The organism is Mammaliicoccus sp. J-M40 (assembly GCF_022386395.1).
Classification (GTDB): domain Bacteria; phylum Bacillota; class Bacilli; order Staphylococcales; family Staphylococcaceae; genus Mammaliicoccus; species Mammaliicoccus lentus.
This window is the reverse complement of the sequence record NZ_JAJNIQ010000002.1, coordinates 179753-192945: the sequence shown is the minus strand read 5'-3', so window position 1 is coordinate 192945 and position 13193 is coordinate 179753. Positions and strand designations below refer to the sequence as shown.

General features: G+C 34.1%; 13 protein-coding genes. 1 reads left to right on the top strand and 12 read right to left on the bottom strand.

The genetic code is table 11. The features are described 5' to 3' along the window. Window positions 1-234: 234 nt before the first annotated feature. The 7 genes from eno to LQ688_RS03520 form a co-directional block, all read right to left on the bottom strand. Complete coding sequence (gene eno, locus LQ688_RS03550) at window positions 235-1539, bottom strand: phosphopyruvate hydratase (RefSeq protein WP_017000774.1); 1305 nt, start codon at window positions 1537-1539, stop codon at window positions 235-237. A 29-nt stretch (window positions 1540-1568) separates the two neighbouring features. Further along, window positions 1569-3104, bottom strand: coding sequence for a 2,3-bisphosphoglycerate-independent phosphoglycerate mutase (gene gpmI, locus LQ688_RS03545; RefSeq protein ID WP_239724797.1), 1536 nt, complete (start codon window positions 3102-3104; stop codon window positions 1569-1571). Next, a complete protein-coding gene (gene tpiA / locus LQ688_RS03540) occupies window positions 3104-3865 on the bottom strand; it encodes a triose-phosphate isomerase (RefSeq protein WP_239724798.1) in 762 nt (253 codons plus the stop codon). Before tpiA ends, gpmI begins: the two co-directional genes overlap by 1 nt. Window positions 3866-3887: 22 nt before the next feature. Next, window positions 3888-5078 carry a phosphoglycerate kinase gene (locus LQ688_RS03535; RefSeq protein ID WP_064204482.1) on the bottom strand — a complete coding sequence of 397 codons (1191 nt, stop codon included), beginning with the start codon at window positions 5076-5078 and terminating at the stop codon, window positions 3888-3890. Between the two features lie 114 nt (window positions 5079-5192). Next, a complete protein-coding gene (gene gap / locus LQ688_RS03530) occupies window positions 5193-6203 on the bottom strand; it encodes a type I glyceraldehyde-3-phosphate dehydrogenase (RefSeq protein WP_017000778.1) in 1011 nt (336 codons plus the stop codon). 48 nt (window positions 6204-6251) lie between these two features. Next, complete coding sequence (locus LQ688_RS03525; RefSeq protein ID WP_017000779.1) at window positions 6252-7268, bottom strand: sugar-binding transcriptional regulator; 1017 nt, start codon at window positions 7266-7268, stop codon at window positions 6252-6254. A 149-nt stretch (window positions 7269-7417) separates the two neighbouring features. Further along, on the bottom strand, window positions 7418-7663 hold the full coding sequence (locus LQ688_RS03520) for a glutaredoxin family protein (protein ID WP_017000780.1): 246 nt from the start codon (window positions 7661-7663) through the stop codon (window positions 7418-7420). A 440-nt stretch (window positions 7664-8103) separates the two neighbouring features. Here LQ688_RS03520 and clpP point away from each other — a divergent pair, with 440 nt between their 5' ends. After that, the gene (clpP, locus tag LQ688_RS03515; protein WP_017000781.1) at window positions 8104-8694 is read left to right on the top strand and encodes an ATP-dependent Clp endopeptidase proteolytic subunit ClpP; all 591 of its coding nucleotides are present in this window, start codon (window positions 8104-8106) and stop codon (window positions 8692-8694) included. Between the two features lie 59 nt (window positions 8695-8753). On the opposite strand, the gene whiA is transcribed toward clpP, so the two are convergent. The 5 genes from whiA to trxB all read right to left on the bottom strand — a co-directional run bounded on the left by whiA (window position 8754) and on the right by trxB (window position 13176). After that, complete coding sequence (whiA, locus tag LQ688_RS03510; protein ID WP_017000782.1) at window positions 8754-9695, bottom strand: DNA-binding protein WhiA; 942 nt, start codon at window positions 9693-9695, stop codon at window positions 8754-8756. Window positions 9696-9820: 125 nt separating this feature from the next. After that, entirely contained in the window at window positions 9821-9970 is a 150-nt protein-coding gene (locus tag LQ688_RS03505) for a hypothetical protein (protein ID WP_017000783.1), read from the bottom strand. Window positions 9971-10079: 109 nt separating this feature from the next. Next, window positions 10080-11066, bottom strand: a complete 987-nt coding sequence (locus tag LQ688_RS03500; RefSeq protein ID WP_064204485.1) for a gluconeogenesis factor YvcK family protein — start codon at window positions 11064-11066, stop codon at window positions 10080-10082. Next, window positions 11053-11967 carry an RNase adapter RapZ gene (rapZ, locus tag LQ688_RS03495; protein WP_017000785.1) on the bottom strand — a complete coding sequence of 305 codons (915 nt, stop codon included), beginning with the start codon at window positions 11965-11967 and terminating at the stop codon, window positions 11053-11055. Before rapZ ends, LQ688_RS03500 begins: the two co-directional genes overlap by 14 nt. A gap of 261 nt (window positions 11968-12228) precedes the next feature. Next, entirely contained in the window at window positions 12229-13176 is a 948-nt protein-coding gene (trxB, locus tag LQ688_RS03490) for a thioredoxin-disulfide reductase (RefSeq protein ID WP_017000786.1), read from the bottom strand. Window positions 13177-13193 lie beyond the last annotated feature (17 nt).

Genomic DNA, 13193 nt, shown 5'->3' with positions numbered 1-13193 from the left:
CTCCTATAAACATAATTCTCTATATTATAGCCCATTTTAACACGTAATGGAATGATAATGACACATTTAATTTAAAGCGTTAAAGCGTTACTGTAAAAATAGTTTGTTTTAATATAAAAAAACCACCAATCTGTTAGATAATGTGAAATCCAACAAATCGATGGTTTAATTTTGAGAATAGATATATTCATACTAGTCTCATATTTTGTGAATCATTTTATATTAAATGCACAATTATTTAGATAAGTTATAGAAAGCTTTTATACCTTCAAATTTACCAGTTTCATATAATTCATCTTCGATACGTAATAATTGATTGTATTTAGCAATACGATCAGTTCTAGATAATGAACCAGTTTTAATTTGACCAGCATTAGTAGCAACTGCGATATCTGAAATTGTAGTATCTTCAGTTTCTCCTGAACGGTGAGAAATAACTGCAGTGTAACCAGCTTTTTGAGCCATTTCGATAGCTTCGAATGTTTCAGTTAATGTACCGATTTGGTTAACTTTGATTAAGATTGAGTTACCGATACCTTTTTCGATACCTTCTGATAATTTTTCAGTATTTGTAACGAATAAGTCGTCACCTACTAATTGAACGCGGTCTCCGATACGGTCAGTAAGGATTTTCCATCCGTCCCAGTCGTTTTCGTCCATACCGTCTTCAATAGTGATGATAGGATATTTGTTAACTAACTCTTCTAAGAAATCAACTTGTTCTTCGCTTGAACGTTTAACACCGTGTTCACCTTCGAATTTAGCATAGTCATATACGCCGTTTTCGAAGAATTCTGAAGCTGCACAGTCAAATCCTAAAACTACATCTTTACCTGGCTCTAAGCCAACAGCTTTAATAGCTTCTAAGATAGTTTCAACGCCATCTTCAGTACCTTCGAATTCAGGAGCGAATCCACCTTCGTCGCCTACTGCTGTGTTTAAACCACGAGATTTCAAGATTTTAGCTAAGTTATGGAAGATTTCAGCTCCCCAACGTAATGCTTCTTTGAATGATTCTGCACCTACCGGTAAAATCATGAACTCTTGGAAAGCAATTGGTGCGTCAGAGTGTGAACCACCGTTTACAATGTTCATCATTGGAACTGGTAATTGAACACCGTTGAATCCACCAAGATATTTGTATAAAGGTTGTCCTAAGAAATCTGCAGCTGCATGAGCTACTGCGATTGAAACACCAAGGATAGCATTTGCGCCTAATTTACCTTTGTTTGGCGTACCATCTAAAGCAATCATTAATTTATCGATTGATACTTGTTCTAAAACTGAAATTTCACCTTCGATAATTTCTGGTGCAATAATTTCGTTAACATTTTCTACTGCTTTAAGTACACCTTTACCTAAGTAACGATCTTTGTCTCCGTCACGTAATTCAACTGCTTCATATTCACCAGTTGAAGCGCCTGAAGGTACTAATGCTCTACCAAAAGCACCACTTTCTGTTAATACTTCTACCTCTACTGTTGGGTTACCACGTGAATCTAATACTTCGCGTGCATAAATATCTGTAATAATTGGCATATTTAAAACTCCTTTTTCATAATAGTTAATTATTTTTTAATTAATGATTCACCAGTCATATCTTCTGGTTGTTCTACTCCTAGTAAGTCAATAAGTGTTGGTGCTAAATCTGCTAGTCTGCCACCACTTCTTACTTCTACCCCTTCTTTAGTTACAATAACAGGAACAGGGTTTGTTGTATGTGTAGTCATTGGTGATTCAGTATCTGTTAATACTTCATCAGAGTTACCATGGTCAGCTGTTATAATTGCCGTACCATTCATAGATAATATTTTATCTACTACTTCACCTAGACATTCATCTACTGCTTCGATAGCTTTAATAGTTGGCTCAAGCATTCCACTATGACCAACCATATCCGGGTTAGCAAAGTTTAAAATGATTAAATCTAAATCACCTTTATCTAATTCACCGATTAAAGCATCTTTAACTTCGTAAGCACTCATTTCAGGTTTTAAATCATATGTTGCTACTTTTGGTGAGTCAATTAGCACACGACGTTCACCGTTAAATTCAGCATGTGAACCACCACTCATAAAGTAAGTTACATGTGGGAATTTTTCAGTTTCAGCAATTCGTAATTGATTTAAATTGTTCTTCTCAGCAACTTCACCGATTGTATTTTTAATATCAACTGGTTTGAAAGCTACTTCAGCAAACACATCATCACTATAATTTGTGAACGTTACGAAATATAAATCTTCTAGTTTACGTTTGATTTCGAAACCTTCGAATTTCTCGTTTGTGTAAACTTGGCTTAATTGTGCTGCTCTATCGGGACGGAAGTTGAAGAATATCATTGCGTCATGACTGTTAACGCCATTATTTTCAACGCCTTTTTCTTCATCTTTCACGATAAATGGCACAACAAATTCGTCTGTAAGTCCTTCTTTATAGTTTGCTTCAACACCTTCAACAGCTGTTGGGTAAACAGGACCTTCACCATTAGACATTGCATTATATGCTTTTTCTTCACGATCCCAACGATTATCTCTGTCCATTGCATAGTAACGACCAGAAATAGAAGCAAATTGTCCAATGCCTATTTCTTCGAATTTATTTTCAGTTTCTTCGATATATCTGATAGCTGATTTTTGATCAACATCACGACCATCTAAGAATCCATGTACATAAACTTTTTTAACACCTTGCTTTTTAGCTAATTCTAGTAAAGCAAATAGATGTTTGTAGTGACTGTGAACACCACCGTCTGATAATAATCCCATTAAATGTAATGTTGAATCATTTTTTACGACATGTTGCATTGCTTCTTTTAATGCTTCAATTTCAAAGAAATCGCCATCTTCTATCGACTTATTAATACGAGTTAAACTTTGATAAACAACTCTGCCGGCACCAATATTTAAGTGACCTACTTCAGAGTTACCCATTTGACCTTCTGGTAGTCCAACATCTAGACCACAAGCTGATAATTCGTTATGTGGATATTTATTGTAATATCTATCAAAGTTTGGTTTGTTGGCTTGTTTAACCGCATTACCATGTTCTTCTTCACGGTTTGCAAATCCATCAAGTATGATAAGTGCTGTTGGTTGTTTAGCCATTACTTTGCACCTTCTAATAGTGCTACAAATGAATCAACTTTTAATGAAGCGCCGCCAACTAATGCGCCATCGATATCTGATTGAGCCATATATTCTTTAATGTTTTCAGGTTTAACACTACCACCATATTGAACACGAAGTGCATCTGCTGCTTCTTGTGAGTATGCATTTGCTACAACTTTACGAACATGTGCACACATTTGGTTAGCATCTTCTGAAGTTGAAGATTTACCAGTACCAATAGCCCAGATAGGTTCATAAGCTATAACTGTTGATTTAACTTGTTCTTCAGTGAATCCTTTAAGAGCAGCTTCAACTTGGTCGCCTACTACTGATTCAGCTTTATCTGCTTCTCTTTCATCTAAAGTTTCACCTACACAAATAATTGGTGTCATATTATGAGAAAATACAGCTAATGCTTTTTTGTTAACATCTTCATCTGTTTCACCAAAGTATTCACGACGTTCAGAGTGTCCAAGGACAACATATTTTACGCCTAAATCTTCTAATGCTGCTGGAGAAGTTTCACCAGTGAACGCACCACTGTCTTCAAAGTGAGCATTTTGAGCACCGATTTGTAATCCTTCTGCTACGCCTTCTTTTGTTAAATTAACAAGTGCATCTAATTGTAAAGTTGGTGCACAAATTACTGAATCAACTTCGTTTGTATCAGGTAAAGCTGGAAGATCATTAACAAAGTCTTTTGCTTCTTGAACTGTTTTGTTCATTTTCCAGTTACCTGCGATAATTGGTTTTCTCATGATATATTAACTCCTTTTATAATTATTTTTCTGAAATAGCTTCGATACCTGGTAATTCTTTGCCTTCTAGATATTCTAGTGAAGCACCGCCACCAGTTGAAATGTGTGAAAAGTCATCAGCAAATCCTAAGTCCATTGCCGCTGCAGCAGAATCTCCGCCACCGATAATAGTAGTTGCATCTTTTAAGTTTGCGATAGCTTCACATACACCGATTGTACCTTTAGCAAAGTTATTGAATTCAAATACGCCCATTGGACCGTTCCAAACAACAGTGTTAGCCCCTTCTAGAGCTTCAGTAAATAATTCTACTGTCTTAGGACCAATATCCATTGCTTCTTGATCAGATGGGATTTCATCTATAGAAACTTCAGTGATTTTTGCATCATTTGAAAATTCTTTTGCTACTTTACAATCTACTGGAAGGATAATTTTATCTCCTGCACGATTTAGTAATTCTTTAGCAAAATCAATTTTATCTTCTTCTAATAATGATAATCCAATTTCTTTACCTTGTGCTTTAAAGAATGTATATGCCATTCCACCACCGATAATAACTTTATCAGCGATATTTAATAAGTTTTCAATTACGCCAATCTTATCTGAAACTTTAGCACCACCTAAAATAGCTACTAAAGGACGTTCTGGGTTATTTACAACGCCACCGATAAATTTAATTTCTTTATCCATTAAGAATCCTGATGCTGTTTCAACATTAGATGCGATGCCAACGTTAGATGCATGTTCACGGTGTGCTGTACCAAATGCATCATTAATAAATACATCGCCTAAAGAAGCCCAGTACTTACCTAATTCAGGATCATTTTTAGATTCTTTCTTGCCATCTACATCTTCGAAACGTGTGTTTTCAAATAATAACACGCCGCCTTCAGATAAATCATTGATAGCATTTTCTAGTTTTTCGCCACGAGTTTCAGGAACAAATGTTACTTTTTCATTTAATAATTCGCTTAAGCGTTCTGCTACTGGTTTAAGTGATAATTCTTTTTTATCTTCTTCTGTTTTCACTTTACCTAAATGTGAGAATAAAATAACTTTACCGCCTTGTTCGGCAATATATTTTATAGTAGGAAGCGCTTGAACGATTCTGTTGTCATTTGTAATTGCTCCGTCTTTCATTGGTACATTAAAATCTGCTCTTACAAGTACCTTTTTACCTTTTAAGTCAATATCTTTAACATTCTTTTTTGCCATGACTAGTCTTCCTCCTCTGAATAATAGAAAATGCTTAACGATTAAAAATAAGCGGAGAAGCGTTGTGCTCCCCGCTTACTCATAAGCATAACCTATTTAGTTCATTTAATTAAATTATTTGTTAGCTTCTGCAGCTAAATATTCTAAAGTACGAACTAATTGTGAAGTGTAAGACATTTCGTTGTCATACCAAGCAACAGTTTTAACTAATTGACGGTCTCCAACTGTCATTACACGAGTTTGAGTTGCGTCGAATAATGAACCGTAAGTGATGCCAATAACATCAGAAGAAACGATTTCGTCTTCAGTGTATCCGAATGAATCATTTGTAGCATTTTTCATTGCTTCGTTGATTTCTTCTACAGATACTTCTTTATCTAATACTGCTGTTAATTCAGTTACTGAACCAGTTGCTACTGGAACACGTTGAGCTGATCCATCTAATTTACCTTTTAATTCTGGGATAACTAAGCCAATTGCTTTAGCTGCACCAGTTGAGTTAGGTACGATGTTTTCAGCTGCTGCACGAGCACGACGGAAGTCACCTTTAGCATGTGGAGCATCTAGTGTATTTTGGTCACCAGTATAAGCATGAATTGTCATCATTAATCCTTCAACGATACCGAATTCATCATTTAATACTTTAGCCATTGGAGCTAAACAGTTAGTAGTACAAGATGCACCAGATACGATTTCTTCTGAACCGTCTAATTCATCATGGTTAACATTGTATACGATTGTTTTCAAGTCGCCTGAAGCTGGAGCTGAAATTAATACTTTTTTAGCACCTGCGTCGATGTGAGCATGAGCTTTTTCTTTATCAGCGAAGAAACCAGTACATTCTAATACTACATCGATGTCTAGGTCTCCCCAAGGTAATTCTTTAGGGTTAGGATTTTCGAAAGTTTTGATTTCTTTACCGTTTACACGGAATCCGCCTTCAATTACTTCTACTTCATCTTTGAAACGACCTTGTGTAGAATCGTATTTTAATAAATGAGCTAACATAGCGTCATCTGTTAAATCGTTGATTGCTACTACTTCGATATTTTCTACTTCTTGTAATCTTCTAAATGCTAAACGACCTATTCTACCAAATCCATTAATTGCTACTTTAGTTGCCATTATGATGGCCTCCTTTAAATTTGTTATTTGAAAAAGGCTATTAACCTTTTATTCCGCATTGATTATTGCTTTTGCAGCACTTTCATCAGTTACCAAAATGGTATTCTTCGGTGCAATTTCAAGATATGCTTTAATCGCATCTGCTTTCGATGCACCGCCCGCTACTGCAAAAATATTTGTTTTTGTCGCTAAATCTTCTAGTTGCAAGCCAATCGTTTTGACACGATGTACGACCTCGCCTTTGGCATTAAAATAATAACCAAAAGCTTCTCCGACTGCATGATGATGTTTCAATTGACTTAAGACTTCATCTGAAGACTTTCTTCTTTCAGCCATTTTCAGCGCATCACCAATCCCGTGAATAATAAAATCCGAGCGACGAATTGCATCCAGAACCTCTATAACAGCTGGTTCTTTCAGCAAAGTCTCATATGAACTTTCGCTTACTTGGTCTGGAACATACAAGACCTTATACGACCCACCAGTTCTATTTGCCATGCTTGCACAAATCGTATTAGCTTGAAATACTACATTTTCTCCCAAGCCGCCACGAGCTGGTGTGAACAAAATGTCTTTATCTAATGGATGTAATGACTCACTAACTTTAGCCATCGTCGATCCACCAGTTACTGAAACAGATGCTTTATCATATAAAGACTGTTCAAGTAATTCTCCCGTTACATTTCCCATCTCCGCCTTAACTGTTTCATCTTTATCAGAGTTACCTCTTACGATATGAACTTTCACGCCATATTGATTGAAAATCTCATCTTCTAAGTGATTGAAACTTGAATATAATGTGAGGTAATGAGATAACGATGCTAACGTGTGCTCGCCAGTCTCAGTTAGTTTCATACCTGTAGATTGAACGCGGATTAAATCTTGCTGTTTTAAAATTTCTATCTCTGTTCTCAATACCCGTTCAGTAATATTCATAACATCACTTAATGTTCTTCTGCCAATAGGTTGCTTCTTCTCAATCGTTGATAAAATATTAAAACGTCGATACATCTTGTCAATTAGGTCAGGCACAAGTCTATGTTGTATCTTTAACAAATCTTCCATAAACATGTCCCTCCTCACAAATTAACAGATGGGCAATTTCTAACCTGGGTTAGACATTTTTTGTCCCATGTGGGTCAAAAAAATAATATCTGTTTACAGTTATTATAATACACCCACTGCAAACTGATTGCAAGTAAAAGCAATTTGATTTAGCTTAATTTTTCTACTTCTTCTAATAATGTTACGAAATCAATATTTCCTTCTTGAAGTATTTTATCTTGATACATGACAATTGGAATTCTAAGCATGTATTCATTCAATAAATAATCATTATCTTCTATATGTATTGTTTCAATATTAACAGGCTTTTCAAAAGTTTCTTTGAAAAATTCTAGTTGATATTTCGCATCTTCACACAAACCACAATTTCGTCCGATGTAAAATTTAATGTTCATGTTCTCATCCTTTAGTTAAAATAGCCTCCCCGGGACGAATTGAACGCCCATTTCAAGAACCGGAATCTTGCGTGTTATCCATTACACTACGGAGAGTTAAATCTTAATTGTTTATTTATAATGCCTTAACATCTTCATTATATAATAAAGTTATCAATTATAGGGAGTGATTATAATGACTTACAGCCAAGCAGAAAACATTATTAAAAAAAGATGCGAATATTTTAATATGGATGTCACGCTTATACATTGCACTCAGCTTATTGATTACGGAAACTATTATATCATTTATGCAACCATTGACAATAATTGTCGCAAATTTCCTGTGTATAAATCAGCTATTTAAGTTATAATATTCATCAGTAGGTCATATATTTTGACCATGTTTGACTTTGTGTTGTATGATATGGTCATTAACATATTCAAAGGAGGATTAACTGATGAATTTAATACCAACAGTTATAGAAACAACAAACCGCGGTGAACGCGCTTATGATATTTACTCACGTTTATTGAAAGACCGCATTATTATGTTAGGTTCTGCTATCGACGATAACGTAGCGAACTCAATCGTATCACAATTATTATTCTTACAAGCTCAAGACTCTGAAAAAGACATATATCTTTACATTAACTCACCTGGTGGTAGTGTAACAGCTGGCTTTGCTATCTATGATACAATCCAACACATCAAACCAGACGTACAAACTATTTGTATAGGTATGGCAGCTTCAATGGGATCATTCCTATTAGCAGCTGGTGCAAAAGGTAAACGTTTTGCTCTACCTAACAGTGAAGTAATGATTCACCAACCACTTGGTGGTGCACAAGGACAAGCAACTGAAATTGAAATCGCTGCTCGTCATATCTTACGCACACGTGAAAAATTAAACAACATCTTATCTGAAAGAACAGGTCAACCAATTGATAAAATTGAAAGAGATACTGACCGTGATAACTTCTTAACAGCTGATGAAGCTAAAGATTATGGTTTAATCGACGATGTTATGCATCCTGAAGATATAAAATAATTTTTTAATAAAAAAACGCCTTTCCAATTTATTTTGGAAAGGCGTTTTTATTTATATACTTAATTAATTGTTTCGCCGCTTCTTATTTTATCTGCCATTTCATTTAATTTACGTAACCTATGATTAATACCTGATTTAGAAATTTTACCTGTACTTACCATTTCTCCAAGTTCTTTAATAGAAACATCTTGGTTATCAATCCTTAATCTTGCCACTTCTCTTAAACGATCCGGTAAATTGTCTATTCCAATCTCTTTATCGATTAATTGAATACTCTCTACTTGTTTCATCGCTGCACTTACGGTTTTATTTAAATTTGCTGTTTCACAATTTACAAGTCTATTCACTGAATTACGCATATCTCTAATAATTCGAACATCTTCAAATTTAAGCAACGCTTGATACCCGCCTATTAAACTTAAGAAATCCGAGATTTTTTCTGCTTCTTTTAAATAACTAATGTAACCTTTTTTACGCTCTAACTGTTTAGAATTTAATTCATACTGATTCATTAAAGCTGTTAAATCTGCTGAATGCTCCTCATATAATGAAAATATTTCTAAATGATATGATGAAGTTTCCGGGTTGTTCACTGACCCGCCCGCTAAAAATGCACCTCGCAAATAGCTTCTTTTACAAATATCATTTTTTAAAATACTTTTATCAATTTCTTGTTTAAACATACCATCTTGCAGTATACCAAGTTCATCTAGTATTTCTTTTGCTTTAACTTTAATTCTACTAATATATATATTGTTTTTCTTGAGTTTCATTTTCTTTCTTACTAATAATTCAACTTCTACACCGAAGCATTTTTTTATTAGTGAAAATATACGTCGTGCTATGGCTGCGTTTTCTGTTTGAACATTTATAACAAATTGTTGATTAGAAATGCTTAAGTTTCCATTCATTCTAATCAAAGCTGAAAGTTCTGCTTTTGCACAATCATCGTCAACTTCTATTCGGGTTAATTCATTTTTCATTTCTGAAGCAAAGCTCACAGCAGATCACCCTTTCTTATTTATACACATAAAAATAATGATATGCCGAAAGACATATCATACGTTTCATTTCTACTATATATTACATGGAACAGCCGGGCGTATCAAGTTATTCATCTTAAGTTTTATTTTTTTGCTGTTTCTTTGATAATACCAAACAAAATCATAGTCACGCCTATAATTAAAAAGATAACCCCTAAAGATTGATGAACAACTAACCCTGTTAACAATAAAATACATCCAATAAGTACCATCAAAATTTGTACTCGTTTCATAACTACCACCCCATTTTGTAACCCCTTACAAATACACTTTTATTCTACTTCAATTTTTAAAAGAAGCATAGTAATAACATTATAAATATTATTACTATGCTTCTCTAATTTATTTATCTTTTTTGTATTGAATCGTACTAATTTCTTGAAGAACAACTTCATATATAATACGTGCAAGCACTTTATTATTATGCCTAATATATTGATGTGGTGTAATACTCACAAGGTTTTTATCATGAATACATTGAACGCCCATCTCTTTTAATTTGTCATGATCAAAATCTACTTGTTTTGCATCTTCTTCTTCATATCTCAATAAAATTTCTTTATTAAAACGTTCATTCTGACAAATTACAAAATCTATAAACGACGCTCCTACGTGATCGTGAATTGCTTTAACATGATCACTCACGCTATATCCAGTTGTTTCACCTTTTTGTGTCATAAGATTACATACATATAATCTTTCAGCTTCCGTATTAATAATCGCGTCTCTCATCTTGTTTAATATTAAATTTGGTAAAATGCTGGTATACAACGAACCAGGTCCCATAACAATTAAGTCTGCTTCTTCTATTGCTTGTATTGCTTCAGGCATTGGTTCAATGTCTTCAGGTGTTAAATATACTTCTTCTATCTTTTTAGATTTTTTAGGTATATTCGATTCACCGACAACAACTTCTCCATCAGACATAACCGCATTAAGCACAATACTTTTAGTTGTAGATGGTATAACTTGTCCTTTAATATTTAAAATTTTACTTAATTCTTTTACGGCATGTCCGAAATCATCCGTTATGTTAGTCATTGCTGCTAATAATAGATTTCCTATTGAATGACCACCCAATTTTTCCTCTTCAAAACGATATTGGAATAATTTTTCAAGCATTGGTTCTGTATCACTTAATGCTGCTAACACATTTCTAATATCACCAGGTGCAGGTATATCCATCACATCACGGATTTTACCTGTACTACCACCGTCATCAGCAACTGTAACAATGGCAGTTATATCAATTGGATAATCTTTCAGTCCTCTTGCTAATACAGAAAGACCTGTTCCGCCTCCAATTAGGACAACTTTAATTTTTTTCATTTTTTATTCTACTTTCGATATGTGCATCGCGATGTGACGTATACACAACATAATCAAAATTATCTTTAATATCTTCACCTAGTCTTTTAGCAAGTGCTACAGAGCGGTGTTGACCACCTGTACAACCAATTGCAATTGTTAATTGTGATTTACCTTCTTTTTTATATCCTGGTAACATAAACATCATTAAATCACTAAACTTCTTATAAAAAGTCGAAGTCTCTTTCCATTTCATTACATATTGGTATACTTCATCGTCTAACCCAGTTAATGGCCTTAATTCGTCTACATAATATGGATTAGGTAAAAATCTTACATCAAATACAATATCTGCATCTATAGGCATACCATGTTTAAAACCAAAGCTCAACACCCTTACTTCGAATGTTGAAGAAGGATCTTTTTCGAAAGTTTCAATTAATTCTTGTTTTAATGATTTTGGTTTCATTTCTGTAGTATCAATCACAAAATTACTAATACCTTTTATGTCACTTAGCAACACTCTTTCTTGCTCAATAGCTGCTAACAAGCTTCCTTTTTCACTAAGTGGATGTGTTCTTCTCGTTTCTTTATATCTTGAAATTAACCTTTTATCGTTAGCTTCTAAAAATAGTATATCCACAATAACCTTTTTTTCACTTTGTATATAATCTAATTCTTCTCTTAAGTTATTAAAAAAATCTCTTCCTCTTAAATCAATTCCGATTGCTACTTTTGATAAGGAAGGATTACCTTGATCCATCAAATCTACGAATTTTTGTAATAGGATTGGTGGTAAGTTATCTACGCAAAAATATCCTAAATCTTCTAACGCCTGTAATGCTACTGATTTACCTGCACCAGACATACCTGTAACGACTATTAATTCATTCTTCACATTGCTCTTGTCGACAAGTTGCATAACTATTCTCCTTTGACTATCAAATATACCTTTATATTACATGATAACATCATAAAATACATTAAATATATGAAGCTATCCATATTTATTAAAAGAGCGGAACAGAAATTATATTTTGTTAAAAATTTTGTAGTCCCGTCCAAACTAGGATTACTATGATAAAAAATTGTTCTAAGCTCATTTTCAGTCCAGTCAGCTACTCCCTATGTAATGAAACAGTCCGAGACATTTATATATGTCCCGGACTGTTTATAAATTTCATTAAATTAATTGTTCTTCGTCTTCTAGTGTTTCAATATATGCTTGAGCATTTTGAGCTGCTATACTACCATCACCTGTTGCTGTAACGATTTGACGTAATGTTTTTTCACGTACATCTCCTGCAGCGTATACACCAGGTACGTTCGTTTCCATTTCATCATTTGTTTCAATATAGCCATTTTCATTTAAAATACCTAATGATTCAAATGGTTTAGTTAATGGTTTCATACCGATGTAAATAAATACACCATCAGCTTCATGTTCTACTTCAGAACCGTCTTCAGTTGATACTAATGTTACTGAACCAACTTTTCCATCTTTTTCATTAATAGATTTCAATGTTGAATTCCAAATGAAGTCCATTTTTTCATTTTTAAATGCACGATTTTGAATGATTTTTTGAGCTCTTAATTCATCTCTTCTGTGTACAACTGTTACTTTGTCTGCAAATTTAGTTAAGAACATGCCTTCTTCTACAGCAGAATCTCCTCCGCCAATAACGTAAATATTTTTACCTTTAAAGAATGCACCATCACAAACTGCACAGTAACTTACACCACGGCCACCTAATTCTTGTTCACCAGGCACACCAATTTTCTTATATTCTGCACCTGTCGCAATGATAATTGCATGTGCAGTTAGTGTTTTATCTCCCATGTTAACAACTTTATAATGACCTTTATCTTCTATATCTTTTATATCACCATATTCATATTTAGCACCAAATTTTTGCGCGTGTGTAAACATTTTAGTTGATAAATCTGGTCCAGTTATTAAATCAAAACCAGGGAAGTTCTCTACATCTTCTGTATTTGCCATTTGTCCACCTGGCATACCACGTTCTATCATCACAGTTGATAAATTAGCTCTTGAAGCATATACTGCTGCTGTCATACCAGCTGGACCTGCCCCAACAATAATTACATCATAATCTACTTGTGTAGTCATTTATAAACTGCCTCCTC